Here is a 26,181-nt window from a genome sequence, read left to right as displayed (position 1 = left end):
CGAGGATCTGATTGTCAAGATAAGTGTAAAAAACGGCAGACTGCGTCCAGCTTGTCGCCGTAACCCACAAAACTATGGTTTCCACCGCTTTCCAGCAGCATCTCACAGCAGTGATATTTGCCCAGGGCCTGGCGATAATCCAGCACCTCATCGGCAGTCTGTAATAATACAAAAAAACGATCCGGATTGAGAATGACCGGCGTATCAAATTCAATCAGCTGCTGCTGATGTTGTGGCAATAATTGGTAATGTTCGTCGGTATAAGGGTTGTATTGCGGCCCCAAATAGTCGCTGAAAAACTCAAAGGGACGCACCGCCGGGTTGACCAATACCGCCTTGCCGCCATAGCGCTCCGCCAGCCAAGAGGCAAAATACCCGCCGAGGGATGAACCGATAAACGCCAGTGGCTCGCCCTTGGCTTTGGCCGCTTCGGTCAACTGAATCAGCAACGCCATTGCCGCCTTGGGCGAAGTAGGTAGCTGTGGCTGCTCCAGTCGCACACTTGGAAAATGTTGTTCAATATAGGTGCGGGTAAGCACGGCCTTGTCAGACAAGGGAGAACTGTTGAAACCGTGAATGTAGAGCAGCATAGTTCCTCACAAGGGGCCACTGCTCCAAAGCAAATTCAGTAGCCGCTGGCCTCAGCATCCGGTGCGAAGCGCTCGCCCGGGATCCGATAAACATTGGTGAGCATGCTACCATCGGGCTTGAGCTCCAGCAAACGGTAGCCAGGCTGCAGTGCATCCAGCGCAAAATAGGAAGACAAGGGTTTAAATTGAATACAGGTCGATGGTGTCGCCATCAGAGATAACTTGTGGGTTTCACCCTGATATTCTGTATCCAATTGCTGATGAACATGGCCCCAGAGCATGCCCTTGACCTGAGGATAACGCCCCATCTCTTTGAGGAAATGGGCGCCATTATCCATACAGTGCTGATCCAGCCAGGTGCAGTCCACCAGCACAGGATTATGATGCATTACCAGCAGCACATGTTTGTCCGGTTCAGCGGCTATGGCACTGCGAATGATCTCAATTTCGCTTTCGGCCATATGGCCACCGGGCTTTCCACGCACTGTGGAGTCCAGCAAGATAATCTGCCAATTCCCGGCCAATACCCGTCTGTGACCATAGACACGCTCACCCTGCATATGCAGATACATGATCCTGGGGTCATCGTGATTGCCAGGCAGATAATGGCAGGGCAGATTCAGCGGTTTGATGGCTTCGACAAAGTTGCGGTAGGACTCACCGGAGTAATCCTGGCTAATGTCACCACTGGCCAGCAGCATGTCGGCGGGATACTTGACCGCCTGGATGGTATTGATAACGGCATTGAGACTGTTGGCGGTATTTACGCCAAGAAGCTGTCCTTCAGGATCGGCAAACAGGTGAGGATCTGTGATCTGCACCAAACGAACACTCTTGTCCTCAGGAATACTGTATGTGATTGCCTCTTTCAGCACTTTGATTACCCAATCTCAGGACTGACAAACGAGGCGCGCCTGACAGTCTATTTTCAATAACTCCTCCAGGAAGGCGTTTACCTGGTACTTTTCATCGCGGTGGTACATGCGTAAGTTCGGATAATCATACACTGGCCGCAATTGGTAAATCTGTCGGCTGCTTAACACTTCTGCTAATTTAGCATCATGATAAATCCGCACAGTGACCTTGGGGACAGGTATCAATCCGCCCTTCCCTACATGGCGGGAAATACTGACCAACTGGGTATAGCGGGTATTTTCCAGCAGCTCGACATCTAGGCAGCCGAAATCACCTTCTACCTGCCAGCTTTCACCCACTTCACCTTGCTCCGGCAACCAGCGCTGAATATGGCCATAGTTGCGGCCACACAGGGCTAAAAAGCGGCTGACATCCGGCTGGTATTTCTTGTCACTGTCTTTCTTGTTCATTGGCCTGGATTAAACTTTGATAGTTAAGCTGCAACCATTGCAGTCCGAGCACGGTCGAAGCATTGTCGATTTCGCCACTAAGCACCTTGGCATAAGCATCACTGCGGGAAAGCACATGCAACCTAATGTCTTCATGTTCTTCGGCCAAGCCATGCAGCCCTTTGGCCTTGGATGAATCCACCGCCGCCCAGTAAAAGAAGAAGCGTTCACTGCAACCTCCGGGGCTGGAAAGATAGCTGCTTACGGCCGAAATTGCACTGGCATTGAGTCCGGTTTCTTCCAAAAGTTCCCGTTTGGCCACCTCATCGGCCACTTCGCCGGGGGCAATCATACCCGCCACCAACTCCAGCAGCCAAGGAGATTCACTGGTTTCCAGCGCAGGAAACCGCACCTGCTCAATCAACACCACTTTGTCTTCTCGCGGATCATAGGGTAAAACCACCACGGCATGGCCGCGCTCAAACACCTCACGAGTCACTTCATCGCTCCAGCCCCCGGCAAACAGCCGATGACGGAAACGGTATTCCTCCATACGGAAAAACCCACGGTATAGCGTGCGCTGACCCAGCACCTGAACATCCTCTTTGGTGAATTTTTCTGCTGCCATTTTCACTCCGCTTTAGCTATAAAAGGTGCAATTTCAAACCACCCGGCACCATTTGCCAATAAAATCTGTTACACTTCCGAATTGACTTGAAAACGGTTGATTTTTTAGTATCAAAACCATTAAGTTTTGCTGTATCGGGAAGCGTCGGGAAGCGCAAACCGCCTTTATCAAAGGCATTAACAGTCTAACGAAGTTGAAACCGCCCGTCACAGGGTGTTTGTCTATAAGGACAGCCAATGAAATTCAAGATCCGCACTTTATGCGCGGCGTTAACGCTCGCAGTTTCTGCCCCGGCCGTTCAAGCCGACGATTTACTTCAGATATATCAGCAGGCATTAACCAATGATCCAGTGGTACTCCAGGCCAAGGCCCAAAGAGACCAGTTGTATGAGAAAATTGAAGAGAATCGCGCACCACTGCTGCCAACCATCAGTGCCAATGTCGGTTATGACAAAGCCTGGAACGATCCCAGTGCCGACACCAGCGGCCTGACAGGTGCGATTAAACTTGACCAGGTCATCTATGATCATTCTGCCTGGGTCGGTTTGAGCCTGGCGGAGAAAGCCGCATCACAGGCCGATGCCGTCTACGCCTCTGCCCTGCAGACACTGATCACCCGGGTAACAACCGCTTACTTTGACGTGTTGGCCGCCAAGGACAACTATGAGTTCAAAGGCGCCGAGAAGCGTGCCATCGAGCGTCAGTTGGAACAAACCAAGCAACGCTTTGCCGTTGGTCTGACAGCCATTACCGATGTTCATGAAGCACAGGCTCAGTATGACCTGGCGACCGCCGATGAAATTTTGGCAGAGAATCAGTTGATCAACAGCTATGAAGCCCTGCGTGAAATCACAGGTATAGATCACAAGAGCATCGACATTCTGGATACCAACCGCTTCTCTGCGGCCAGCCCAACCCCGGCAGTGCCAGGCGATTGGCTTAAGATGGCCGAGACCAACAGTGTCGACCTGCTGACCCAGCGTATCGGTAAAGATATCGCCCAGGAAACCATCAGCCTCTATAAAGCCGGCCATATGCCGTCTCTGAGCCTGAGCGCAGGTTATACCAAAGGCCTGGAGCAGGAAATCGGCAGCCAGAGCCAACCTGACTTCGATAACGGTACCGTTGGGGTTAACCTGAAGGTGCCTATCTTTGAAGGTTTCAAGGTCAGCTCTCAGGTGAAACAGGCGCAATACGCCTATGTTGAAGCCAGCCAGAAGCTGGAACAGACTTACCGCCAGGTAGTCAAAAATGTTCGCAACAACTTCAACAACGTTGGTGCTTCTATCAGCTCCATCAAGGCCTATGAGCAATCAGTACTCTCTTCCGAAAGTGCATTGAAAGCCACTCAAGCCGGTTTTGAAGTGGGTACCCGTACTATAGTCGACGTGCTGAACCGTACCCGGGATCTGTATGATTCCAAGCGTCAGCTGTCCAACGCCCGTTACGGCTATATCAAGTCAATATTGGCACTGAAACAAGCCACAGGCACCCTGAATGAAGATGACGTCATCTCAATCAACAACGGCCTGACAGCTCCTGCACAGCAGTAAGCTGAAGCTTAACCAATAAAAAACCGCCAACTGGCGGTTTTTTATTGGCTAATCGACTGAAACGGAATTAGAACACCAGTTCAACACCGGCAAAGAAGCCGTCAAACTGCATATTGCTGCTCATGCCGTTGAAGCCGTTCACGTCGAATTTAAAGTCGCGGTAGCCGGCACGTACCCGGGTATCCAGCGCCACGCCATCAAACTCCCAGCCCAGACCTACTTGGTAGTCATAGACACTGGATTCATTGATACCGGCCAACACATCGGCAAAGGCGTACAAGCCGAAGAAAGGCAGGCCAACCTCGGCATTGGCATAACCCATGACCACACCGCTGTCGATATCACGCTGCTCAGGATGCCCCTTGTCTGCCACCCGGAAAGAACCATCCATCAACTTGTAGGCCCCACCCACATCCAGAGAAACCAGATCATTGTCCAGTAGCTCATAGTAAAGGATAAAGTCTGTGTTGCTCAGGTCGGCCGTAGCATACACATCACCGCTGAAGGTGTGGCCGTTGAAACTGAAGTTGGCATTGCTCATAGCGCCATCTTCTTTCAGGCGGTTTTCGCGGATCTTCAGGTTGGGCAGCAGTGGCACAGGGTGCTCAACGCTGAACCAAAGGCTGTACTGGGCGGAAGAGTCATAGTTGAACTCCTGCTGCGGCTGGCCTTTCTCGGCGAAAGTACCGCTGGCATCTCCTTTCCAGTAATCGGCGCCTACCTTAAAGCCTACGACTGTTGCTGCCTGGGCGGAGGTCGCCATCAAAGAAGCCAGCAAGGCTGTCGCCAATAAAGTCTTTTTCATAAATTAACCCTGTGAAAGCAAGTTGGTTAAATCAATCACCGCGGCATTGGCGCGGGACACATAGTTGGCCATCACCAAGGAATGGTTGGCCACCAAACCGAATCCGGAACCATTGAGGATCATTGGGCTCCAGACTGTTTGCTGAGTCGCTTCCAGTTCACGGATGATCTGTTTGAGACTCACTTCGGCATTCTTTTTCTTCAGTACGTCAGCAAAATCGACCTCAACCGCCTTCATGAAATTCAGCAAGGCCCAGGCAGAGCCTCTGGATTCATAGAAGACATCGTCTATTTGCCACCAGCTGGTCTTAATCTGCTGGCTCGCCAGGTTGGGGGTCGACTGACGCGCGGCACTGTCACCGGCCAGATCGGTATTCAGCCTCTCCTGACCAACACTGGCGGCCAGACGCTGTGACATGCTGCCCAAGCGCTTCTGCACCTCTTTCAACCACTCATTGAGGTTATCGGCACGGGCATAAAACTGGGCATCCGGGTTATTGGGATCCATCATCCGCGCCCGGTAAACCTTCAATAGCTTGATGGCATCGCGATACTCACTCTCGGCACTGGGCACCAGCCAACTGGTATGCTCAATATTCAGCTTGGAGTGTGCTTCCAGCAGATCTTTGTCTGCGGTGGACTGTGACTGGGAGCGGCTGAACTCTTTGCGCATGATCAAGGCGAGATCCCGCACCTGTTCCAGGGCACCGAATTCAAACGCCGGCATGTTGTCCATCATCACAGAAGGCGGCATCATGTCGTTGGACAACCAGCCTCCTTGCTTATCCAGCAAGGTCTCCATGGTTTCAATCAAGGCGCTGGTAGTGGCATAACCTGTGATTTTCTCGCCCTTTTCCGATGTCATCACCTTGGGCGTCAACACTTCGGGTTCAATACTCCACCAAACACTGATGCCGTATGCGATAACGAACACTATGACCGCTGCACCGACACCTTTTTTCCATGTCATTTGCATCCCGGGTTCTCCTTAATGATGGTGATGATGATGCTCTTGGGCTGCAGGAGCATCATTGGGGGATTTTACTTCGAGTTCGATATTGAGGGTTTCACCATTGGCAAAACTCAGTGTAATAGGCACTTTTTGCCCCAGCTCTAACGGTGCCTTGAGCCCCATGATCATGATGTGATCGCCGCTGCTTTGCAGCGTCAACTGGCCATGCTCAGGCAGCGGGAAAGCCGCCACATGGCGCATTTTAACCAGGTCATCTTCCTCAATCAGGGTATGCAGCATGGCTTCACGGGCCACTGGGGTGCTGGCAGAAACCAGCTCAGTCGCCGCGCCATGGTTGCTGAGTGTCAGATACGCCGCCGTATTGGGAACAGAAGCGGGCATGGCCCGGATATATCCTTGTTCGAGCATTATGTTCGAGGCGAAGGCGCTGGCACTGATGCCGGCCAGCAAGATAACTTTAAACAGTTGTTTGAATATCGCCATCTATGTCTTAAACTCCATGTAAAACCCATTTCGTCAGCAAAGGAAACAACGAATGAGCACGATTCAGGTTCAGGATGAGCAGGGTGTACGCATCATACGTTTTAACCGTCCGGATAAACGTAACGCCCTCGATCTCGATATGTATAAGCAGCTTACAGAATACCTGATCCAGGGGGAAGCGGACAACGAGATCCGTGCCTTTCTGCTGACAGGCAGTGAAAACTGCTTTACTTCAGGCAATGATGTGGCGGATTTTCTCAAGCAGCCGGATCTGGGCCCCAACCACCCTGCAGTGCGATTTCTCTTTTGTCTGCTGGAGCTGAAAAAGCCCTTGGTCGCCGCTGTCAGCGGAGCCGCTGTCGGAATCGGTACCACGCTGCTGCTGCATTGTGACCTTGTCTATGCCGATAACACAGCCCAGTTCCGTTTGCCCTTTATCGACCTGGCACTGGTGCCTGAAGCCGGCTCCAGCCTGCTACTGCCTGAATTGGTCGGCTATCAAAAGGCCTCTGAACTGCTGTTGCTGGGCGAGAGTTTCGATGCCGAAACGGCGCTGGATCTCAAACTCATCAACCGCATGTTGAGTCCGGTGGAACTCTTCCCTTATGCGCTGGAAAAGGCCAAGGCTCTGGCCTCCAAGCCACCTCAGGCGCTGCAACTCACCAGACAACTTATGCGGCCACACAAGAGCCGGGTACAACACCAGATGCATCAGGAGTTGGAACTCTTCGGCCAACGTCTGCAGAGCGATGAAGCCAAAGCGGTTTTCCGCCAATTTCTCAACAAAGGTTAGATCATCGAGGCTGAATCCAATGTTGCTGCGACTGGGCTGACACCAAGCCAGTCGCAGCAACACTACTCCTGCCATTGACTGGACTTGCCTATTCCCCATACTGCCAATGCCAAAACCAGCACGGGCCAAATCATTGCAAAGCCGCTGATAAACATCAGTAATGCCGCAGCAACACAAAGTACACACACCACAGCCAACACACTGAAAGTCATTGCGGCCCACACCAATGCCAGCATCGCGGTTATCAGGGTCAACACCCAGCTCCAGTTCTCGGCATCCAGCCATAAAAACGGGCTACCCCAGATCCCCACTGACATAAACTCGCGGCTGAGCAGAGAGACCATAAGGATCAGCGCGCCGACTATGCTCCATACCAGTAACTGAGACAGCAACCTATATCTTCTGTGCTTGTTTCGACTCTTGTTATACATACTCATTTCACCCACTTGGGCCACAGCAGTGCCAGGGCAAAGTAAGCCGTCAATCCGAGCAATGGGTGCATCAGAGTGATGACTGCGGCAACAATTCGGGTCCAGAATACCGACCAGCCAAAACGCTCGGCCATATCGCGGCATAGGCCACAGACGATGGAAGAATTTCCCTTGAGTGTACGTTCCAAATCAAACATAACTGACTCCGATTATCTCGTTAACTGTATCTGCCGGGCACCGCAGGCTAACAACGCCACCAGGGTGTAGCCAAGCAACGGCAGAAACATCAGTAGTGCCAAGGTGCTATTTATCCACATAGTCACCTCAATCGTTGGCTTGGGTCAGAACACTGGTCTCCACGGGTAATTCGGTGATCTGACTCAGGGTTTCTTGAGTCATCTCGTCGCTCAGTTGGGCCACGCTACGCTCCAGTTCCTGTTGCAGGGAGGCCAGCATTTCACGCTTGGCACTGAGCAACATGGTCTGGGCCTGTTGACTCAGGTTCTGTTCAACAGCACTGAGGATAGGTTGAGTAGGCAGTACATCGGCCTGGGCTGAAACACTGGCTGAAGCCAAAACAACGCCAAGAAACAGAGATTTAATAGTCAGGTTGGAAGTTTTCATGCTTGTCATCCCTTTCTGGTTAAGCTGAACGGGTCAGCGGTCAAGATGACTAATTCAAAGGGCGTGCCAACTGGGAAAAACTTTAATTAAGAGTATGATATTAAATGAAATAAAAAATAAAAACGGCCAATCATTAACACAGAATGACTGACCGTAACAGCACAAAAATACAGCAATTTCCTATCTGTTGGTAAAAAGCACTATCACCATAGCGATTTTCACCACTCGGGTATTACAGCAAGGTCAAACTCCGCTGTGCATCATTTCACGAGCCTGCAGTAACACTTCTATGCCGGCACCCGGCTTGTGGGCATTCTCGCTCAAATGACGGCGCCAACTGCGAGAACCGGGGATCCCCTGATACAGGCCTGTCATGTGTCTGCTGATATGATTCAAGCGGCCACCCGACTGCAGATGAGCTTCCACATAGGGCAACATGGCATCCACCACCTGATCGCGACTCATAACCTGGCTATCGAGACCAAAGATCTTCTGATCCACCTCGGCCAACAGATAGGGATTTTGGTAGGCTTCACGCCCCACCATCACCCCATCCAGCTGGGCCAGATGGGCATGCATCTCTTCAAAGCTCTTGATACCACCATTGATGCTGATATGCAGGCCGGGAAAGTCCTGCTTCAATTGATACACCCTGGGATAATCCAATGGCGGGATCTCACGGTTTTCCTTGGGACTAAGCCCCTGCAACCAGGCCTTGCGGGCATGGATGATGAAAGTATCGCAGCCGGCGGCACTCACCTTGGTAATGAAGTCACAAAGAAATTCGTAGGAATCTTTGTCATCTATACCGATGCGGGTCTTGACCGTCACCGGAATATCTACCTTCTGGCGCATGGCATCGACGCAATGGGCCACCAGCTCGGGCTCTTCCATCAAACAAGCACCAAAGCGGCCGTTCTGTACTCTATCCGAAGGGCATCCCACATTGAGGTTAACTTCGTCATACCCCCTTTGCCGGGCGATTTCGGCGCAGCGGGCCAGATCCTCAACATTGGAGCCGCCCAGTTGCAATGCCAGCGGGTGCTCTTCCTGGTTATAAGCCAGATAATCGCCCTTGCCATGCAGTACCGCGCCTGTGGTCACCATCTCAGTGTAGAGCAGCGTCTGACTCGACATCAGCCGGGCAAAGTAACGATAGTGGCGGTCCGTCCAATCCAACATGGGGGCAACACTAAACACTCTATCTATTGATTTAATTGACCTTTTTATCATCACAGCAACTTGAGTTTTCTAATCTGAATCTTTTCGGGTAGCTATTTTAAGTTATTTTTACTTTTTTTTAAGGATTTTTGCTTTCTTGGGTGCCTTTGGGTACCCCAAGACATCAGATTCAAACTAGATAAATCAGTTTGAACACTTGTTTCATCTATTTTATGTGTGATTTATGGTGATGATATAATAGCAGTATTAATGATTATAACGACGACTTAGGATTGGTCTCATTTACTTCTGTCGATTGTGCCTTATCTATTAGTGCTACAGGCTGTTCCATCCAGTCTATTGTTTGATAATGAATCGAGTTGTCAGCGACATTTTTATGGAAATTTTTATAAGCATCAATATCAAAACGCCCTACATGTTCGAGCTTTGAAACAGGTATAACCTCAATGAAATCATCCAAAGAGGCCCCTACTCCGTTTTTGGGCCGAATCGAGTGGCAGAAGGTACAAGCGGCATGAGATTGTCTGTTGAAATAAAGGGGGGCATTATGCCCCTCCCCTTCTCTACGAATCACTCATAACAAAGATATTGAAAATTAAACTCTCTCATTTCATAAGCATTAGCGAAAGTAAACTCATCAAGGGTTGCTGTTAATGCCAAAATCAGAGCATCAGATAGCTCAATCTGTGACAAGTCAGCTCCATCTAACTGTAAACAATTAATATTTCTATAGGTGGAAAATTCAGACACCATTTGATTCATTTTTTCGGTGATGCCATCCTGAAAATCCTGACCATCTTGAGTAAGCAATGCAGTGATTGAAAAGTGATATAAATCAGCCTCTTCGTCATCTTCTGGGTTGACAAACACTCTTAAAGAATGAATGTTGTCTCTATTCGCCTGAAGGTATTCTGAAAACCATTTATTTTGTGAGAGATATTCAAATAAACTCGCATTAAATCCATTAGGAAAAGCTTCTCTCAGGTAAGAGCCTAGGCGCCAATCAAGAAGTATTCTTTGCTCATTGATATCAAGCTCACCCACCACAGTTAAGGTAGAGTCTTGAACGATTCCTTCCAAAGTTTGGCTTTCAAGTTTAGTTAAAAGAGACTCTTCGACCTCATAGAACTGTTCACCAAATCTCAGATAAAGTTTGCTATAGTCCTTTCCAAGTAACAGATGCTCGATCTTCCCTTCATCCTTCACTTTTTTTAACTTCATCGGAGCGAGCTCTACTGGCTTACCACTAGAGATAGTACAGTCCTGCGTCAGTACTACATATAGATGCTCAACATTTACACCTTTCGCACAGAAGAGCCCACAACGCCCCGTTTTAATATGATTTTCTAAAACCTTAAACGGCTCTGTTCCAGCTTTTAGATCCGCTCCAGTGGTTAAAACTTTACCCTGTCTGACACCTAGCTCGATAAGCGCCGTCACTCTGCAACTCCCTTACAACTACGCCATACGACCAATGCCAGAAAGTCTCAAATTAGCCTTTTTAGCTGATGTTTGTGACGGCACTACTTTCATATCTTTAACTTTACCGTGAACGTCTTCGAGTATAGGAAAAGCGTTATCCAAGTTATCCGCATTGGCAATGAGATGCTGAACTAAGGTTTTCTTATCGATAAGCACATTTCTCACGCCAGTCTTAATGTTCTCACCGTACAATTGCTCTACTGACATAGCGAAGTTAAACACTTCTTGGTAGCGAGCCATATCTTTTACATTAGCCCCTTTACGATGGAGGTCTAACGTTGCTCTGGATACACCCACCAACTTAGCAATCTCGTGGATCTTAAGACCGATTACTCTCAGGCAAGCATCAACGCAATCATTAACAGTAATACCTTTGGCTGACTTATCATTCTCCTGCTCCGCTTTAGCGCCACCGCAAAGCAAAACAGTGTTGTTGTGATTGTCTGAAAACAGCAAATCATAATGAAAACCGTCACTTACGATTCGAATCGGCAAAAAGCGAGGCTGAGACTCAACATAGCGAACAAGTTCAGTCCTTGCTGAGTAATCAACAAGGTAGCCATCAAAATCCATAAAACCTCCCTTTATTTCTGCTCATACATCTGCCAAATATCATTGCATACACTTGGCTCAATCATATGATCGAAAGTCTTCCTACTTTCGCTGTACAGGTATTCCAGTTTTTCTCGAACAATTTGAATATCGAGTTCGGCAGAGCCAACTAACGCCCCACATGCGGTATGGACAATAGCGTAATGTCCAGAATCATAATTGGCAAACAATCTATCTACATTCAGTGGCATACGCAATTTTGAATCAGGCTCGACGAGTGAGTCAGGGAGATATTTCCGTCTATTATGATCTACAGTAAAGAGCTGCTCTAAGCTAACAGAGACTTTTTCCCTACCAGACTGCAGAACCCGAGTAAAATTAGTCACGCCAACCTTAAATGCATCATTGTCTTCAGCATAGAACTGTCCGACAGGCATGGAAACAGATGAAAACATGCTTTTCAGTTCCACCTTATCAGGTACGAATAGATCGACATAATGAAGCTCCACTTCTCTAGGTTTATTTCCTAAAGCTACTTCATTTTGTTGGCAATGATTCAATAGAGTCCCAAACTCATCCAAGAACGTTGTGTGGTTGCTGTACTCAGCGATGCGCAGTTCAACTGAATTTTCATCAACGATGGCACAACGCTTCCTGTTAGGAGAAAAATACCCAACCCTTTGGGAGTTTGCTGGCGAAGCAGAGAATTGATTGTCAGACTGCTTAAGCTGAATCCCCATAACCTTGCTTACGCTATAGGAATCAAATCCAATCGACTTAAGAGCAGAAAGCAGTGCTTCGTACTTGTCTTCACCGTACTTACCGATGGATTCAGCATAAATCAGCTTTGCCACGGCATAAACGACAGGTGGATTTTTGTATTTTGTAGCCACGATTATCCCAACCAGACAAAAAAATGGACGTTTTGTTAGACGGAATTATGAGCTCAAAGTTCCCTAGTTGCAATTACAAAGTGAATTTGGCTTGTGTCCACTTGCAACAGTTAAGGCAACGTTCGTGACGGTTAATGAGCTGTGCAAGGCGTTGTTTTATAGATATCAGGCAAATGCCAAGAAAGCGGTAGCCTAAAAGAAGTGTCTAGTTAAACCCAAAATTAATGTACCAAAATGTACCCACAAGCTCAAAAGTCACAAGTAACCATCTGATTTTAATTAAATATTAAATTAAACAAAACCAATCCAATCCAACATGGGAGCAATGGAAAAACGGCGGTTGGCATCGATAGGGCTTGGCATTAACGGATCCGGTACGCAAAAATGGGCCGCTATTTTACCCTCTGCGGCCATAAAACGACAGCCGCAGATGAATCCCTCTCATAAACCCGAATCAAAGGTCATTCTGTTGCCGCCGAAGACTTTTGGCCCGAGTTACTCAAACTCTGTCTCTATCCCGGCATAAATCAACAACATTTCAGCCAGTGAGCTCACCTGCATGCCCTTCATCAGGTTGGATCTGTGGATCTCCACTGTGCGCATGGCGATACAGAGTTCGTCGGCTATCTGCTGGTTCTTATAGCCCTTGGCGATGAGATGCAATATCTCTTTCTCTCTCGGAGTCAGCGCCTGGTAGATGCCTTGCAGCTTTCGGCGTTTGGCGATTTCGGCAGAGTGACTCAGCGCCTTGGTGACCGCCTCGGCGAGGCGAGCGCCATCGGCGGGCTTTTGAAAAAAGTCCACCGCGCCGGATTTAAGCGCATCCACCGCCAGCGGCACGTCGCCATGGCCGGTGAGAAAGATCACCGCCAGCGGGCTATTACGCTCGTTGAGCAGCTGCTGCAGCTGCGCCCCACTGAGCCCTGGCATACGCATATCGAGGATCAGGCAGCCGGGCTGCTCCAGCAGCTGCGCCTTGAGAAAATGCTCGGCATCTTCAAAGGCCTGCACCTCAAAACCATAGCCTTCCAGCATAAAGCCCAACGAGCGCCGCACCGAATCATCGTCATCCACCAGATAGACTGACTGACGCTTGTCATCAGTCGGTGAACTGTTTTGGGCCGCAAATTGTCCCGGCATTTTTCTTTCTCCTTGGCAAAACGGGTTTAAGCCAGCAACACTGTGACCAGACAACCACCCTCAGGCGGCTGCAGCAGGCTGATGCTGCCGCCATGGCTCTCGGCAATTTCGCGGCAGATCACCAGCCCCAGCCCCAGGCCATCTTTCTTGGTACTGGTAAAGGCCTGCATCAGGCTCTTGCCATCCTGTTTAAGCCCTGGGCCATTGTCCTGCACTTCCAGCAAGAGCTTGCCGGGCTGAGATTGATAATCCAGCCGCAGCGCAATAATTCGCTCGGCTTTAGGCTCTTCAGCCAAGGCTTCGATGGCATTCTTAAGCAGATTCAACAAGAGTTGTTGCATGGCGACCGTATCCAGTTGCATGGGGCTTTCTTCGCCGACAATCTGCCAATCGACGCGGATCGCTTGTTTCTCCAGTTCATGCCCCAGCAGAATAAGCGTCTCGCTCAGCAAGGGGCTGAACGGCTGCAACTGCTTTTGCGGCGGGCGCTTTTTCAAAAGCCCCCTGAGCCTTTGAATGATACCGTGGGCGCGGCCCACTTCCGCCTGTATCTGTTCCAGTGCCAGCGGCAACTTGTCCAGTTGCCCCTGTTGCAGCCTGACACTGGCGCCGTGGCAATAGTTGCCTATGGCCGCCAAAGGTTGGTTCAGCTCATGGGCCAGGCTGGCGCCCAGTTCACCAGCCACCGCCGCCCGCTGGGCATGTTCCAGCAGACTGAGGTTTTCACTCAGTTGCCGCTGGGCCTTGGCCAGTTCCCGGCCGCGGCGGCTGAAACTGTATTCGAGCCAGAAGTGATAACCGTTGAGCAGCACCAGCAGCGCCAGCAAGCTCCAGCCCCAATGACTGTGGGCCTTGAGCCACTGCAGCGCCCTTTGCCACCAAGGCGCCTGCAATGGGTGCAGGTCCAGATCCTTGAGCAGCTTATCAATGGCCAGTTGACTGACCGCCGTGGTCCACCCCAGCGAGCCGGACATTTTGGCCGCCTCACTGTCTTCCGGCAGTGCCAATAGAGCCAGGGTCAACTGCTTGGCCAGCCCCTGACCGGCACGGCTGGTCTTGGCCATGGACCAGTTGGGATAGAGGCGGGTAGACACCTCGCAGGCAAACCCCGCCGGCGCCTGGTTGTCCAGCACCCGATAGTGCCCGGCATCGATAAGCCCCTCCGCCGCCATCTGCTCCAATTGACAGACAGGCACCACGGCGGCGTCTATGCTGCCATCGCGCAGGCGATAGAGCAGATTATCCAACGGGAATCCCAAAGATTGGATCTCGGCCACATAGCTTGGCAGGTCTATCTGCTTGAGCCGCGCTTCATACACCAAGGTCAGGTAGCCACCGAAGGCCTGGGTCGAGACTATCCCCAGGCGCTTGTGCCTGAGATCTTGCAGATGTTGCAGGCTGGACTCGCTTCTTACCACCAGCGCCGAACCCACCTGCATCGGCTCACCGGCATTGAGGCGGCTCTTGAGGGTTGCCAGCCAGCTTAAGGAGTATTGCCGCGCCAACAGCACAGATTGGCCCGGATTGGTGATCACAAAGTCCAGCTCCTGGGCGGCCACCGCCTGCGACAGCTGCTCCAGCGTCAGGGGGTGCAGGCGAAAGTAATATCCCGGGATCTGCTGCTCGAGCCAATTCATGGTGGGTTGCCAGCGGTTGATGCTGTCGCTGTAGCCCCGGGTAGCCAACACACCTATATCCACCACCGCCTTATCGGTCAGCGCTCCAGTTGTCATGGCTGGGCCTGATAGCGGCAAAGGCTCAGTCGCTGCCGCAGCTGACCGCCAATGGCCGAGCAGTACAGTCGCAAACAGATAACACAGCAGATACAGGGTTCTCATCTCTTGATTTTGGCTCCGGTTAGGAAATCTTGCGGCCACAAGCGGCTGGGTCAGCATCAGTCTGCCCGCCATTCTAGCCTCAATTTCTTGCGCTGGATCAATAGCGGCCCCGATATGTGGAAAACCACTATAGAGACCAGGGGCGCCAGTTGCCGAGAATACAGGCAATAGGAGCCCGGTGGGTTTCCAATCACCGCAAGACTCAGGAGTCTGTATGGACAAGAGTAAACGTCAACTACTGGGGCAAATCGCCGCCATCAGCGCCGGAGCTGCGTTTTTGCCCGTCGCCCAGGCATCGACTTCCAAGCCCCAGGCAACCAGTGGCAAACGCTATGGCATGCTGATCGATCTGCGCCGCTGCGTTGGTTGCCAGGCTTGTACTGTCGCCTGCACCATAGAAAACCAACCCCCACTGGGACAGTTTCGTACCACAGTCAACCAGTATGAAGTGACTCAAGGGCAGGAAAGCGCCTTTATGATGCTGCCCAGGCTCTGCAACCACTGCGAAAATCCCCCCTGCATCCCGGTTTGCCCCACAGGCGCCACATTCCAGCGCCAGGACGGCATAGTGGTGGTCGACAGCCACTGGTGTGTTGGCTGCGGTTACTGTGTCCAGGCCTGTCCCTACGATGCGCGCTTTATCAACCATGACACCAACACCGCCGACAAGTGCACCTTCTGCGCCCATCGGCTGGAGGCGGGCTTGCTGCCCGCCTGCGTCGAAACCTGTGTCGGTGAAGCCAGGATCATCGGCGATCTCAACGATCCCGGCAGCCAAATCAGTCGCATGCTGGCCGAGTACAGAGACGAGATCAAGGTACTCAAGCCCTCGGCCGAAACCTCGCCCTGCGTATTCTATCTGGGGATGACAGCCGCATTTGAAGAAAGGATCCGCGGCGAAGCACCGGTTCGCAGCCTGATGACCGCCACTGGAGAGGAGTTGCACCATGGACATTAAAGAGATCTTGACCCCGGATATCGCCATCACCTGGTTACCCTGGGCGGTGCAGTACTTCTTTATGATGGGACTGGCCTATTCCGCGGTGTGGATTGCGGCGCTGACCATTATCCGCCCCGGCGCCAAAGATAGGCGCCTGCTGACACTCTGCGGCAGCCTGATCCTCAGCACAGCCATAGTGGCACCTGTGGCACTCTTGGCCGATCTGCACCAACCCGCCCGCGCCTGGCACTTCTATATGCAGCTCAGGCTGGATTCCTGGATGTGGTATGGCGCCTGGTTACTGCCGCTATTTATGGCAGCGGCGCTGGCCTTTGCCTACCTCTTGCTGCGCCCTTCCCTTCCGACTCAGCCCAAAGATGGCTGGAGCCGCCTGGGATACTGGTTACGCCTGGGGAACTGGCAAGGCGAGCCCTGGCTCAAACCTCTGGCCTGGGTTGCCCTGCTCAGCGGCCTGAGTATCGCCCTCTACACCGGCATGGAAACCATGGCCATCAAGGCCAGGCCACTGTGGCACAGCTACTGGCTGCCGCCTCTATTCGCCGCCAGCGCCCTGGCCGCCGGCAGCGGCATGCTGATTTGGCTCAACCGCCTGTTCAACGGCCATAAGCAGGAGACCGACAAACAGCTGCTGCTCTGGCTGCGTGGCTCCTTCGCCCTGTTTGCCCTGTTGCTTATCGGCTGGGCTCTCAGTGGCGGCAACAGCGCCAATGAGGCCAGATTACTGCTCGGCGACAGCCCCAGTTGGCAACTGGCCGCTATCTGGGTGCTGGCCACCCTGGCCTTGTTGGCGCTGCTGCTGGCCTTCAGACATCTACCCCGCTGGGCCTTGCTGTTTGGCAGCTTTGCCGCCATCCACCTGGCTTGGGGTTTTCGCTGGCTGGTGCTTATCCAGGCGCAGACAGATCCCAAGTATGGCGCCGGCACCTACTTCTATGAACTGCCCTGGGGCCCACAGGGGCTGCTGGGGATCCTGGGTACCTTTGGCCTATGGCTGGCCCTGATCACCCTGATTTCCGAACTGATACGTCAGTCTGCCACCGGACTGAAAGGAGCCGCATAATGGACAAGAGTAAGCGCCGTTTTATCAAAGGGGCTGCCATCACAGGTGGTACCGGACTGTTTGTTGCAGGCTACAGCCATACCCTGACCCAGCTAGGCAAGGGCCTGGTCAATGGCAGCTCGGGCAAAAACACCCAAGAAGCGATTCATGGCAACTCGCTGGCACCTGAGCTCAGGGTTGACCTGAATAGTGGCCAACTGAGCGCCAATGACAACCAGCGTCTGGCCAACACCATGTGTTTCGGCTGCTGGACCAAGTGCGGGGTACGAGCCCGTATCGATAATGAAACCGACAGCATTATCCGTATCAGTGGTAATCCTTATCATCCGCTGTCGGCCCGTGAACACCTGGACTTTGACACCCCGGTGCGCGATGCCCTGGTGTCCACCAGCGCCTGGCAGGAGCAGGGGCTTGCCGGGCGTTCCACCGCCTGCGCCCGCGGTAACGCCATGCTGGAATTATTGGACAGCCCCTATCGGGTAACGCGCTGCCTGAAACGGGTCGGCCCCAGAGGTTCGGGCCAGTGGCAGAGCATAGCCTTCGAGCAGTTGCTCAAGGAGGTTGTCGAAGGCGGCGATCTGTTTGGTGAAGGCCATGTGGATGGACTCAGGGCGATTCGCGATCTCAACACGCCTTTGGATCCCGCCAACCCTGAATACGGCCCCAAGGCCAATCAGCTGTTGGTCAGCAACGCCTCGGATGAAGGGCGGGACACGCTGATAAAACGCTTCACTTTCAACAGCTTCGGCACCCGTAACTTTGCCAACCACGGCTCTTACTGTGGCTTCAGCTATCGGGCCGGTGCCGGCGCCTTGCTGGACGATCTGAAAAAGTACGCCCACTTGAAACCGGACTGGGATCATGCCGAGTTTCTGCTGTTCATCGGCACTTCACCGCAGCAGTCCGGCAACCCCTTCAAGCGCCAGGCTCGGCAACTGGCCAATGCCAGGGTCAACAACCGCAACTTCAGCTATGTTGTGGTTTCGCCCATGTTGCCCAACACCTCCAACCTGGCGTCGGCACCGGACAATGTCTGGTTGCCGATCCGCCCGGCCACAGACGCCTCGCTGGCGATGGCCATGCTGCGCTGGATCATCGACAATCAGCGCTACAGCGCCGAGTTTCTCAGTGCTCCCAATGCCAAGGCCGCCAAAACCGCCGGTTTCCGCGGTTTCAGTAATGCAGGTTTCCTGGTGCATTCAGACCAGGCGCATCCGAGATACGGCCAATATCTGCGCGCCAGCGAATTGGGGTTGGCCTTCAGCGGCAAGCCCTTCGGTGATGAAGACCCCTTGCTGGTGCTGGACGCCGTCAGCGGTGAACCCATGGCCGCCGAGGCCTGCACTAAGGCGCAGCTCGAAGTGGACCGCAGACTCACAGGCCCAAATGGCCAGAGCCTGGCCTGCAAAAGCAGTTTCAGCCTGCTGGCCGAATCGGCCCGGCTCAAGACATTGGTGCAATACAGCGCCGAATGCGATGTGCCGGTTGATGAGATTGAGGCCCTGGCCAACAAGTTCACCAGCCATGGCAGCAAGGCGGCGGTGATCAGCCATGGCGGCACCATGAGCAGCGATGGCTTCTATACCGCCTGGGCCATCATGATGCTCAACGCCATGATAGGCAATATCAACCAAAAGGGCGGCGCGCTGGCCAAGGGCGGCACTTTCCCGGCCTTCGGCAAAGGCCCGCGCTACAATCTGGCCGAGTTTGACGGCATGGTACAGCCTAAGGGAGTATTCCTGTCACGCTCCCGTTTTCCCTATGAAAAAAGCTCGGAATACAAGCGCAAGCAGCAGGCCGGCGAGTCCCCCTACCCGGCCAGGGAACCCTGGTTCCCGATCTCGGCGCCCATGCTGAGCGAGCATCTAACCGCGGCGGTCAACGGTTACCCCTATTCGCTCAAGGCCTGGATCAACCATATGGGCAACCCTGTCTATGGCCAGGCCGGGCTCGGCGCCGCCATAGGCGAAAAACTCAAAGACCCCAAGGTGCTGCCGCTGTTTATCAGTATCGACAGCTTTATCAACGAAACCACAGCACTGTCCGACTATATAGTGCCGGATACCCTCACCTATGAGTCCTGGGGCTGGACCTCGGCCTGGCAGGGCACCATGACCAAGATAGCCACCGGCCGCTGGCCGATAGTCAAACCCAGGGTGGAACACACAGTGGATGGCGATCCCGTGTGTATGGAAAGCTTTCTTACCCGGGTTGCCATGGCGCTGGCCCTGCCCGGCTTCGGTGAAAACGCTGTGCAGGCCCATGATGGCACACGCCACCCGCTGACCCGCGCCGCCGACTTTTCTCTCTACGGCGCCGCTAACGTCGCCTGGTTGGGAGAGAAAGTCCCCGCAATCGGCAAGGAAGATCTCTATTGGTCCGGGGTTGCCAGGATCATTCCCGAACTCAAGGCCCGTCTCGGCGAAGAGGAAGCATCCAGGGTGGCTTATCTCTATGCCCGCGGTGGCCGTTTCGAATCAATGAACAAGGCCAGGGACGCCGAAGGCAACCCCACCAAAGTCTGGCCCAAGCCTATGATGTTGTGGAACCCCCAGGTGGGCAGTCGCCGTCACTCCCAGAGCGGCGAGTTTCTCAGTGGCTGTCCGCGCAGCTATGGTCAACGCCTGGTCGATGGCACAGAGCTCAGGCAAGCCTTCGACCGCCAGTCCTGGCCCATGTTGCTGTCGAGCTACAAGTCACACACCATGAGCTCCATGAGTATCGGCTCTGACAGGCTCAGGCAAGTGCACCCCAATAATCCGGTGCGGATCAATAAAGACACGGCCCAAAGATTGGGGATAGCCACAGGGGATACAGTGAAAATCAGCACCCCCAACGGCAGTGTGCTGGCACTGGTGGAGTGCGTCGCCGGCGTGCATCCCGAGTGCATCGCCATCGAACACGGCTTTGGTCACAAGGAGCTCGGCGCGCGGGCATTCAGCATAGATGGCAAGCAGGTTGCTGCCAATCCGCTGATCCGCGCCGGGGTTAACCTCAACGATCTCGCTGTGCTGGATCCCAGCCGTTCGGGTTCCTACCCTCTGGTGGATTGGGCCAGCGGCGCCTCGGCCCGCCAGGGGCTACCGGCGAAAATCGAAAAAGTCTCCTGAAGCTCGCTCTGTGCCCGGTTTTTATACCGGGCACAGTTTTTCCGGGCAAGAAATCGCCACAGAGCCCAAGCCATTGTTCTAAGCTAATAAGAGTGTGATCCAGTGGGCGGGAGTCAAACCGCTTATGGATTAGCCTTACGCTATCTGCACTTCCCTAGGCAGCAAGAGGAACAAATCCGGCATGAATGTCACTTTTATCAATCCCTTTCTTCAGTCACTTCTCAATGTGGTTTCCACCATGGCCAACATGCAGTTGACCCCGGGCAAGCCCAGACTCAAGACAGACAACCTGGCCAAGGGCGATGTCTCCGGGCTTATCGGTATGGTGGGCCCGCAGACCAAAGGGTCGCTGTCGATCACCTTTGAACAAGGACTGATCCTGGAGATAATGCAAAATATGCTGGGAGAGAATCCCGGCAATATCAATGAAGAAGTGACAGATCTGGTGGGGGAAATCACCAACATGGTGACCGGCGGCGCCAAGAACCTGCTGTCGGACAAGGGCTATGAGTTTGAAATGGCCACCCCTGTAGTGGTTTCCGGCATAGGTCACAAGATTTCCCATCAGGCCCAGGGCCAGAAGATCATCATGCCTTTTGTCGCTCCCAAGGGCTCGGCCTACATAGAGATCTGTTTCGAGAATCAGTAATGACAAAGGGCGCCCAGGCGCCCTTTATTGTTTGCCAACTCAATGGCATGACTCACTTAATCGAGGCAGACGGCCACTCTGGGAGTTAGCTTGGTCACCAGTTCATAAGCCACGGTTTCGATATGAGCCGCCACCTCTTCCACCGGTAATGCCGGGCCCCACAAGAGGGCATCATCACCGACCGCATCCCGGGCATCCGGCCCCAGATCCACAGTCAGCATATCCATGGACACCCTGCCAACCACAGGCACCCGGCGACCATTGATCAGCACAGGCGTGCCCTCGGGGGCATTGCGTGGATAACCATCACCATAACCTATGGCCACCACGCCGAGGCGGGTATCTCTTGATGAACGCCAAAAACTCCCGTAGCCCACACTCTCCCCGGCCTTGTGCTCGCGCACGGCTATCAACTGTGACACCAGACTCATGGCCGGTTGCAGGTCGTGGTTGGCGCCTCGGTCACCGACAACAGGCGACACCCCATAGAGGGCGATACCCGGGCGAATCCAATTTTGCTGGCTGCTGGGCCAATAGAGGGCACCGGCCGAGTTGGCCAGACTGCGGTCGCCATCCAACCCGGCGGTGAGCTGGTTGAAATGCTCCAGCTGCTTGCGGGTATAGTCATTGTCCGGCTCATCGGCACAGGCGAAATGGGTCATTAGATTGATGGGCTTGGCCACTTGCGGGCAATCCAGCAGCCGCTGATACACATCGCTAAACTCGTCGCTGCGAAAACCCAATCTGTGCATGCCGCTGTCGACCTTGAGCCACACAGTTACCGGCTTATCCAGCTTGGCCTGCTCCAGCATCTGCAACTGCGACTTATGATGCACCACAGTGTCTATGTCATGCTCAACCAGCAGAGGCAACTCAGTGCTGCGAAAAAAACCTTCGAGCAACAACAGCTTGGCCGTTACACCACCGGCCCTGAGCTCCAACGCTTCTTCGAGCCGCGCCAGACCGAAGCCGTCGGCACTGCTCAGGCTCTTGGCCACGTTCAGCGAGCCGTGGCCATAGCCGTTGGCCTTGACGACAGCAATAACTTTGCTGGCGGGCGCGATCTCACGCAGCCTGGCCAGATTATGTTGCAGCGCCCGGCTGCTAATCTCTGCTCTGGGAAAGGGTTTCAAAGCTTACCTTCAATCTTGGATTGGATGGCGCGCTCTCTGGCCGCGCCGGGAAAACCGTCCGCAGAGGTTTAGTCCTCTTCAAATTGCGGACCGGCGTAATTGTCAAAGCGGGAGAACATCCCCTGGAAAGTCAGCCTGACCCGGCCGATGGGGCCGTTACGTTGCTTACCTATGATGATCTCTGCCGTGCCTTTATCGGGCGAATCGTCGTTATACACCTCGTCACGATAAATAAACATGATAAGGTCCGCATCCTGCTCGATAGAGCCGGATTCACGCAAGTCAGAGTTTACCGGGCGCTTATCGGCCCTTTGCTCCAATGAGCGGTTCAGCTGCGACAGAGCGATCACCGGGATCTCCAGCTCCTTGGCCAAGGCCTTGAGCGAGCGTGAGATTTCAGCAATTTCCAGGGTCCGGTTATCGGCCAGCGCCGGCACCTGCATCAGCTGCAGGTAGTCGACCATGATCATAGACAGACCGCCGTATTCCCGGGCGATACGCCTGGCCCTGCTGCGCACTTCGGTCGGCGTCAGGCCCGAGCTGTCATCGATATACATCTTGCCCTGCTCGAGCATGATCCCCATGGTAGAGGACACCCGCGCCCAATCATCGTCATCCAACTGGCCGGTACGTATCTTGGTCTGATCCACCCGGCCAAGCGACGCCAGCATACGCATCATGATCTGTTCCGAGGGCATCTCAAGACTGAAAATAAGCACTGGCTTGTTTTCATTGAGCGCCGCGTATTCACACAGGTTCATCGCAAAGGTGGTCTTACCCATGGAAGGACGGGCCGCGACAATGATCAGGTCACCGGACTGGAAACCTGCAGTCATCTTATCCAGATCGGAGAAGCCGCTGGATACCCCGGTCACACCGTTGTGCGGGTTGTTGTACAGCTGCTCAATCTTGTCGACGGTTTTTTCGAGGATGGTCTTGATCCCCTCCGGGCCCTCGTTGGCGTTGGCGCGCTGCTCGGCTATCTTGAACACCTTGGTTTCGGCCAAGTCCAGCAAGGCGCCTGAGTCCCGCCCCTCAGGGTTGTAACCGGCGTCGGCAATCTCATGTGCTACCCGGATCATCTCCCGCACCACGGCACGCTCGCGCACGATTTCGGCGTAGGAGAGAATGTTACCGGCGCTGGGGGTATTCTTGGCGATTTCACCCAGATAGGTAAAACCACCGGCATCTTCCAGCTCGTCAGTCAGTTCCAGTTGTTCTGAAACCGTAATCAAATCTATGGGTTGGCCGTTTTCTACCAGCTTTTGCATGGCACCGAAAATCAGCCTGTGGGAACGGGAGTAAAAGTCTTCTCTGACCACGGCCTCGGACACCTTGTCCCAAGCCTCTGCATCCAGCATTAGTCCCCCGAGCACGGATTGTTCCGCCTCAATGGAATGGGGGGGCAGCTTGAGCGCGTCAACCTGGACGTCTCTTCGCTTGTCTTTGGCCTTAAAGGCACCTTGCTGTTGCATAAATCTCCAACTCTCCAACAATCAGGCAAAATGTGATATAAAACCCGGTTCAATCAGAACAGGAATTTTACACCTACAATAACCTGTTTTTCATATCCAAACGGACATTAACAATAAATAAGGAATGAACATGCGCAATGCATTGGCTGCAGCCTTGGCGCTGACCTCTGGCCTCGCCATAGCCGATGAAGGGCAGTGGCAACCTTACCAAATGCCCTCTATTGCCGACAAGCTCAGTGAGCGCGGCATCGCCATCCCGGCAGAGCAACTGGCCGATCTCGGAAAGTATCCCATGAACGCCGTGGTGGGCCTCGGCTATTGTACCGCCAGTTTCGTCTCACCCCAAGGATTGGTTGTCACCAACCATCACTGTGCCTATCGGGGTATTCAATACAACAGCACCAAAGAACACAACTATCTGGCCGACGGCTTTTTGGCCAAAGAACAACGCCTGGAGCCTTCGGCTGGCCCCAACGAGCGCCTCTATGTCACCGAGGCGGTCACAGATGTCACAGATAAAATAACTGCCAATCTGCCGACCGAGCCACTGGCGCGTTATGAATCCATCCAAGCCAACAGCAAGGCGCTGGTCAAAGAGTGTGAAGCCGACGACAACTACCGCTGCTCAGTACGTAGTTTCCACAATGGACTTGAATACTACCTGATCAAACAGCTGATTATTCGCGATGTGCGCCTGGTTTATGCGCCACCCGAGAGTGTTGGCGGTTACGGTGGCGACATAGATAACTATGAATACCCTCGCCACAGCGGCGACTTTACCTTCCTCAGGGCCTATGTCGGCAAGGATGGCAAGCCGGCGGCCTATGCCGAGGATAACGTGCCTTATCAGCCCAAGAGCTTCCTCAAGGTCAATGCCGATGGCGTTAAGGCCGGTGACGGCGTGTTTGTGGCCGGTTACCCAGGTTCAACCAGCCGCTACCGCCTGACCTCAGAGTTGAGATTCGCCAGCGACTGGCTCTACCCGACTCAAGCCGCCCGCTATCAGGCCAGAATCGACACCATTGAGGGCATGGGCGCTTCCGACAAGGATATCGCCATCAAGTATGCCGGTACTCTGGCCGGCATGGCCAACCGGATGAAAAAACTCAACGGCTTGTTGGATGGCTTCCACGCCACAGATATTGCCGCTATCAAGCAGGTCGAGGAAAATGCCTTCCGCGACTGGCTGGCCAAAGATAAAGACGCACAGCCGCTGACGGCACAACTGAGTGAGCTCGAACAACTGCTGGCCGAGCAACAGCACAAGTATCAGCAGAGCTACTATTTTGACAATGCTCAATCCAGTGCCTTGCTCAGCGCCGCCAAGCAGCTTTATCGCCTGGCCAAAGAAAACCAAAAGCCGGATGCCGAGCGCGAAGCGGGTTATCAAGAGCGTGACATGAAGATGTTCGCCGCCCGTCTCAAGCGACTTGACTCCAGCTTCGATATCAGCGTCGACAAGACACTGTGGCAAATGGATATCGACGCCTATCTGGCGCAGGATAACCGGGTCGCCGTGATGGATCAGTTGCTGACACCCGAGCAAGGTATCAGCCTGGGCGACAAGCTCGAAGGCATGTATGCCCTGACCGAGCTGACCGACCAAGAGAAACGCCTCAACTGGATGCAGGCCAAGCCGGAAGCTTTCGAGAGCAGCAGCGATCCCTTCATTCGCATGGCAGTGGCCCTGTACGACACCAATATGGCGCAGGAAAAAGCCGACAAGGAACTGGCCGGTAAGCTGTCCATCGCCCGCCCCGCCTACATGAAGGCGATCATTGCCTATAACAAGGCCATGGGTAAGCCTGTCTATCCGGATGCCAACGGCACCTTAAGGATCAGCTATGGTATGGTCGATGGCTATCAGTCCCGTGATGCGCTCTACAAGCAACCCTTTACCAAGCTGGAAGGGATAGTTGCCAAGCACACAGGTGTAGAGCCCTACAATGCACCGCAAAAGCTGCTGGATGCCATCAAGCAGGGACGACTGGGCGAGCATAAGGTGCAGCACTTGTATCAGGATCCCCGCAGCTGGTTGTGCCGCCTGTTCTCCTGCCTGGATAACCCGGCCGAGTTCAACTCTGTACCGGTTAACTTTCTCTCCAGCGTGGATACCACAGGTGGTAACTCAGGCTCCCCTGTGTTTAACGGCAAGGGCGAGCTGGTTGGCCTCAACTTTGACTCCACCTATGAAGCCATCACCAAAGATTGGTACTTCAACCCCACCATCACCCGCGCCGTGCACGTGGATATCCGCTACATTCTGTGGATGATGGATGAAGTGGATCATGCCGACAACCTGCTCAAAGAGCTGGAACTGGTGCGCAACTGATAGCCACTAATCTGCAATAACCCAGAAAACACCCGCCCCGGCGGGTGTTTTGTCTCTGTAGTAATAAGCAATCCAGTCAGCAGCGATTCTGCCTGAGATAGCCACAATAACTGTGGGTAAGTGACAGTGTGCTTAAGTTTGGCATTAGCAGGCGAAGAAGAAAGGGGAAAAACCGTCGGCCCCGGCCAGCA

General features: G+C 53.4%; 26 protein-coding genes. 7 read left to right on the top strand and 19 right to left on the bottom strand.

The window, feature by feature from the left end; genetic code table 11:
• Positions 1–14 precede the first annotated feature (14 nt).
• The 4 genes from N512_RS0105515 to nudF are packed head-to-tail and all read right to left on the bottom strand — an operon-like array spanning position 15 to position 2,522.
• Entirely contained in the window at positions 15–590 is a 576-nt protein-coding gene (locus N512_RS0105515; protein ID WP_028779683.1) for a YqiA/YcfP family alpha/beta fold hydrolase, read from the bottom strand.
• A gap of 35 nt (positions 591–625) precedes the next feature.
• Positions 626–1,465, bottom strand: coding sequence for a 3',5'-cyclic-AMP phosphodiesterase (gene cpdA / locus N512_RS0105510; protein WP_025009361.1), 840 nt, complete (start codon positions 1,463–1,465; stop codon positions 626–628).
• 15 nt (positions 1,466–1,480) lie between these two features.
• Entirely contained in the window at positions 1,481–1,915 is a 435-nt protein-coding gene (locus N512_RS0105505; RefSeq protein WP_028779682.1) for a DUF1249 domain-containing protein, read from the bottom strand.
• A complete protein-coding gene (gene nudF, locus N512_RS0105500) occupies positions 1,896–2,522 on the bottom strand; it encodes an ADP-ribose diphosphatase (protein WP_028779681.1) in 627 nt (208 codons plus the stop codon). Before nudF ends, N512_RS0105505 begins: the two co-directional genes overlap by 20 nt.
• A gap of 236 nt (positions 2,523–2,758) precedes the next feature.
• On the opposite strand from nudF, the gene tolC reads away from it, so the two are divergent.
• Positions 2,759–4,075, top strand: a complete 1,317-nt coding sequence (tolC, locus tag N512_RS0105495; RefSeq protein WP_028779680.1) for an outer membrane channel protein TolC — start codon at positions 2,759–2,761, stop codon at positions 4,073–4,075.
• Positions 4,076–4,142: 67 nt separating this feature from the next.
• Here tolC and N512_RS0105490 read toward each other — a convergent pair whose 3' ends face one another.
• Genes N512_RS0105490 through N512_RS0105480 form a run of 3 tightly spaced genes read right to left on the bottom strand, consistent with a single transcriptional unit; the run spans position 4,143 to position 6,335 of the window.
• Positions 4,143–4,880, bottom strand: a complete 738-nt coding sequence (locus tag N512_RS0105490; protein WP_025009357.1) for a TIGR04219 family outer membrane beta-barrel protein — start codon at positions 4,878–4,880, stop codon at positions 4,143–4,145.
• A 3-nt stretch (positions 4,881–4,883) separates the two neighbouring features.
• Positions 4,884–5,855 carry a DUF2333 family protein gene (locus N512_RS0105485; protein WP_025009356.1) on the bottom strand — a complete coding sequence of 324 codons (972 nt, stop codon included), beginning with the start codon at positions 5,853–5,855 and terminating at the stop codon, positions 4,884–4,886.
• Positions 5,856–5,867: 12 nt separating this feature from the next.
• A complete protein-coding gene (locus N512_RS0105480; RefSeq protein WP_028779679.1) occupies positions 5,868–6,335 on the bottom strand; it encodes a copper chaperone PCu(A)C in 468 nt (155 codons plus the stop codon).
• Positions 6,336–6,387: 52 nt separating this feature from the next.
• Between N512_RS0105480 and N512_RS0105475 the strand changes: the two genes are divergently transcribed.
• Positions 6,388–7,128, top strand: a complete 741-nt coding sequence (locus N512_RS0105475; RefSeq protein WP_025886877.1) for an enoyl-CoA hydratase — start codon at positions 6,388–6,390, stop codon at positions 7,126–7,128.
• Between the two features lie 62 nt (positions 7,129–7,190).
• Here N512_RS0105475 and N512_RS0105470 read toward each other — a convergent pair whose 3' ends face one another.
• From N512_RS0105470 to N512_RS22335, 10 genes are all read right to left on the bottom strand, one after another.
• Complete coding sequence (locus N512_RS0105470; protein ID WP_129585965.1) at positions 7,191–7,565, bottom strand: hypothetical protein; 375 nt, start codon at positions 7,563–7,565, stop codon at positions 7,191–7,193.
• Positions 7,562–7,756, bottom strand: coding sequence for a PspC domain-containing protein (locus N512_RS0105465; RefSeq protein ID WP_025009353.1), 195 nt, complete (start codon positions 7,754–7,756; stop codon positions 7,562–7,564). The genes N512_RS0105470 and N512_RS0105465 overlap by 4 nt, the downstream gene beginning before the upstream one ends.
• A 127-nt stretch (positions 7,757–7,883) precedes the next feature.
• Positions 7,884–8,183 carry a hypothetical protein gene (locus N512_RS22340; protein ID WP_037474266.1) on the bottom strand — a complete coding sequence of 100 codons (300 nt, stop codon included), beginning with the start codon at positions 8,181–8,183 and terminating at the stop codon, positions 7,884–7,886.
• A 243-nt stretch (positions 8,184–8,426) separates the two neighbouring features.
• Positions 8,427–9,416 carry a tRNA dihydrouridine(20/20a) synthase DusA gene (gene dusA, locus N512_RS0105455; protein ID WP_028779677.1) on the bottom strand — a complete coding sequence of 330 codons (990 nt, stop codon included), beginning with the start codon at positions 9,414–9,416 and terminating at the stop codon, positions 8,427–8,429.
• Positions 9,417–9,618: 202 nt separating this feature from the next.
• Positions 9,619–9,825, bottom strand: coding sequence for a hypothetical protein (locus N512_RS0105450; protein WP_028779676.1), 207 nt, complete (start codon positions 9,823–9,825; stop codon positions 9,619–9,621).
• A gap of 110 nt (positions 9,826–9,935) precedes the next feature.
• Positions 9,936–10,805 (bottom strand): hypothetical protein, encoded by an 870-nt coding sequence (locus N512_RS0105445; RefSeq protein WP_028779675.1) that lies wholly within the window; start codon positions 10,803–10,805, stop codon positions 9,936–9,938.
• A gap of 18 nt (positions 10,806–10,823) precedes the next feature.
• The gene (locus tag N512_RS0105440; protein ID WP_028779674.1) at positions 10,824–11,420 is read right to left on the bottom strand and encodes a hypothetical protein; all 597 of its coding nucleotides are present in this window, start codon (positions 11,418–11,420) and stop codon (positions 10,824–10,826) included.
• Positions 11,421–11,431: 11 nt separating this feature from the next.
• Positions 11,432–12,292, bottom strand: coding sequence for a TIGR04255 family protein (locus N512_RS0105435; protein WP_028779673.1), 861 nt, complete (start codon positions 12,290–12,292; stop codon positions 11,432–11,434).
• A gap of 495 nt (positions 12,293–12,787) precedes the next feature.
• The gene (locus tag N512_RS0105430; RefSeq protein ID WP_051472674.1) at positions 12,788–13,432 is read right to left on the bottom strand and encodes a response regulator transcription factor; all 645 of its coding nucleotides are present in this window, start codon (positions 13,430–13,432) and stop codon (positions 12,788–12,790) included.
• A gap of 26 nt (positions 13,433–13,458) precedes the next feature.
• Entirely contained in the window at positions 13,459–15,270 is a 1,812-nt protein-coding gene (locus N512_RS22335; protein WP_081737094.1) for a sensor histidine kinase, read from the bottom strand.
• Positions 15,271–15,484: 214 nt separating this feature from the next.
• Between N512_RS22335 and dsrO the strand changes: the two genes are divergently transcribed.
• From dsrO to N512_RS0105405, 4 genes are all read left to right on the top strand, one after another.
• A complete protein-coding gene (gene dsrO / locus N512_RS0105420; protein WP_028779671.1) occupies positions 15,485–16,228 on the top strand; it encodes a sulfate reduction electron transfer complex DsrMKJOP subunit DsrO in 744 nt (247 codons plus the stop codon).
• Positions 16,218–17,291 carry an NrfD/PsrC family molybdoenzyme membrane anchor subunit gene (gene nrfD / locus N512_RS0105415; protein ID WP_028779670.1) on the top strand — a complete coding sequence of 358 codons (1,074 nt, stop codon included), beginning with the start codon at positions 16,218–16,220 and terminating at the stop codon, positions 17,289–17,291. The genes dsrO and nrfD overlap by 11 nt, the downstream gene beginning before the upstream one ends.
• Positions 17,291–20,401, top strand: coding sequence for a tetrathionate reductase subunit A (locus N512_RS0105410; RefSeq protein WP_028779669.1), 3,111 nt, complete (start codon positions 17,291–17,293; stop codon positions 20,399–20,401). Before nrfD ends, N512_RS0105410 begins: the two co-directional genes overlap by 1 nt.
• Positions 20,402–20,582: 181 nt before the next feature.
• Positions 20,583–21,050, top strand: coding sequence for a chemotaxis protein CheX (locus N512_RS0105405; RefSeq protein ID WP_028779668.1), 468 nt, complete (start codon positions 20,583–20,585; stop codon positions 21,048–21,050).
• A 56-nt stretch (positions 21,051–21,106) separates the two neighbouring features.
• Here the strand turns inward: N512_RS0105405 and alr are convergent, their stop codons facing one another.
• The gene (gene alr / locus N512_RS0105400; protein ID WP_028779667.1) at positions 21,107–22,183 is read right to left on the bottom strand and encodes an alanine racemase; all 1,077 of its coding nucleotides are present in this window, start codon (positions 22,181–22,183) and stop codon (positions 21,107–21,109) included.
• Between the two features lie 68 nt (positions 22,184–22,251).
• Positions 22,252–23,658 carry a replicative DNA helicase gene (dnaB, locus tag N512_RS0105395; protein WP_025009346.1) on the bottom strand — a complete coding sequence of 469 codons (1,407 nt, stop codon included), beginning with the start codon at positions 23,656–23,658 and terminating at the stop codon, positions 22,252–22,254.
• A 130-nt stretch (positions 23,659–23,788) separates the two neighbouring features.
• Between dnaB and N512_RS0105390 the strand changes: the two genes are divergently transcribed.
• A complete protein-coding gene (locus N512_RS0105390) occupies positions 23,789–25,990 on the top strand; it encodes a S46 family peptidase (RefSeq protein ID WP_028779666.1) in 2,202 nt (733 codons plus the stop codon).
• The last annotated feature ends 191 nt before the right edge of the window (positions 25,991–26,181 follow it).

Origin of the sequence: Shewanella sp. 38A_GOM-205m (assembly GCF_000518445.1) — a bacterium.
In the GTDB taxonomy this organism is placed as follows: domain Bacteria; phylum Pseudomonadota; class Gammaproteobacteria; order Enterobacterales; family Shewanellaceae; genus Shewanella; species Shewanella algae.
Note: the sequence above shows the minus strand (reverse complement) of the source record. Positions and strands in the feature narration are given on the sequence as shown.

Excerpts from the sequence above, each read along its gene's own strand:
- N512_RS0105515 (WP_028779683.1), bottom strand. The coding sequence starts at position 590 with ATGCTGCTCTACATTCACGGTTTCAACAGTTCTCCCTTGTCTGACAAG.
- N512_RS0105505 (WP_028779682.1), bottom strand. The coding sequence starts at position 1,915 with ATGAACAAGAAAGACAGTGACAAGAAATACCAGCCGGATGTCAGCCGC.
- nudF (WP_028779681.1), bottom strand. The coding sequence starts at position 2,522 with ATGGCAGCAGAAAAATTCACCAAAGAGGATGTTCAGGTGCTGGGTCAG.
- tolC (WP_028779680.1), top strand. The coding sequence starts at position 2,759 with ATGAAATTCAAGATCCGCACTTTATGCGCGGCGTTAACGCTCGCAGTT.
- N512_RS0105490 (WP_025009357.1), bottom strand. The coding sequence starts at position 4,880 with ATGAAAAAGACTTTATTGGCGACAGCCTTGCTGGCTTCTTTGATGGCG.
- N512_RS0105485 (WP_025009356.1), bottom strand. The coding sequence starts at position 5,855 with ATGCAAATGACATGGAAAAAAGGTGTCGGTGCAGCGGTCATAGTGTTC.
- N512_RS0105480 (WP_028779679.1), bottom strand. The coding sequence starts at position 6,335 with ATGGCGATATTCAAACAACTGTTTAAAGTTATCTTGCTGGCCGGCATC.
- N512_RS0105475 (WP_025886877.1), top strand. The coding sequence starts at position 6,388 with ATGAGCACGATTCAGGTTCAGGATGAGCAGGGTGTACGCATCATACGT.
- N512_RS0105470 (WP_129585965.1), bottom strand. The coding sequence starts at position 7,565 with ATGAGTATGTATAACAAGAGTCGAAACAAGCACAGAAGATATAGGTTG.
- N512_RS0105465 (WP_025009353.1), bottom strand. The coding sequence starts at position 7,756 with ATGTTTGATTTGGAACGTACACTCAAGGGAAATTCTTCCATCGTCTGT.
- N512_RS22340 (WP_037474266.1), bottom strand. The coding sequence starts at position 8,183 with ATGAAAACTTCCAACCTGACTATTAAATCTCTGTTTCTTGGCGTTGTT.
- dusA (WP_028779677.1), bottom strand. The coding sequence starts at position 9,416 with ATGATAAAAAGGTCAATTAAATCAATAGATAGAGTGTTTAGTGTTGCC.
- N512_RS0105440 (WP_028779674.1), bottom strand. The coding sequence starts at position 11,420 with ATGGATTTTGATGGCTACCTTGTTGATTACTCAGCAAGGACTGAACTT.
- N512_RS0105430 (WP_051472674.1), bottom strand. The coding sequence starts at position 13,432 with ATGCCGGGACAATTTGCGGCCCAAAACAGTTCACCGACTGATGACAAG.
- N512_RS22335 (WP_081737094.1), bottom strand. The coding sequence starts at position 15,270 with ATGAGAACCCTGTATCTGCTGTGTTATCTGTTTGCGACTGTACTGCTC.
- dsrO (WP_028779671.1), top strand. The coding sequence starts at position 15,485 with ATGGACAAGAGTAAACGTCAACTACTGGGGCAAATCGCCGCCATCAGC.
- nrfD (WP_028779670.1), top strand. The coding sequence starts at position 16,218 with ATGGACATTAAAGAGATCTTGACCCCGGATATCGCCATCACCTGGTTA.
- N512_RS0105410 (WP_028779669.1), top strand. The coding sequence starts at position 17,291 with ATGGACAAGAGTAAGCGCCGTTTTATCAAAGGGGCTGCCATCACAGGT.
- N512_RS0105405 (WP_028779668.1), top strand. The coding sequence starts at position 20,583 with ATGAATGTCACTTTTATCAATCCCTTTCTTCAGTCACTTCTCAATGTG.
- dnaB (WP_025009346.1), bottom strand. The coding sequence starts at position 23,658 with ATGCAACAGCAAGGTGCCTTTAAGGCCAAAGACAAGCGAAGAGACGTC.
- N512_RS0105390 (WP_028779666.1), top strand. The coding sequence starts at position 23,789 with ATGCGCAATGCATTGGCTGCAGCCTTGGCGCTGACCTCTGGCCTCGCC.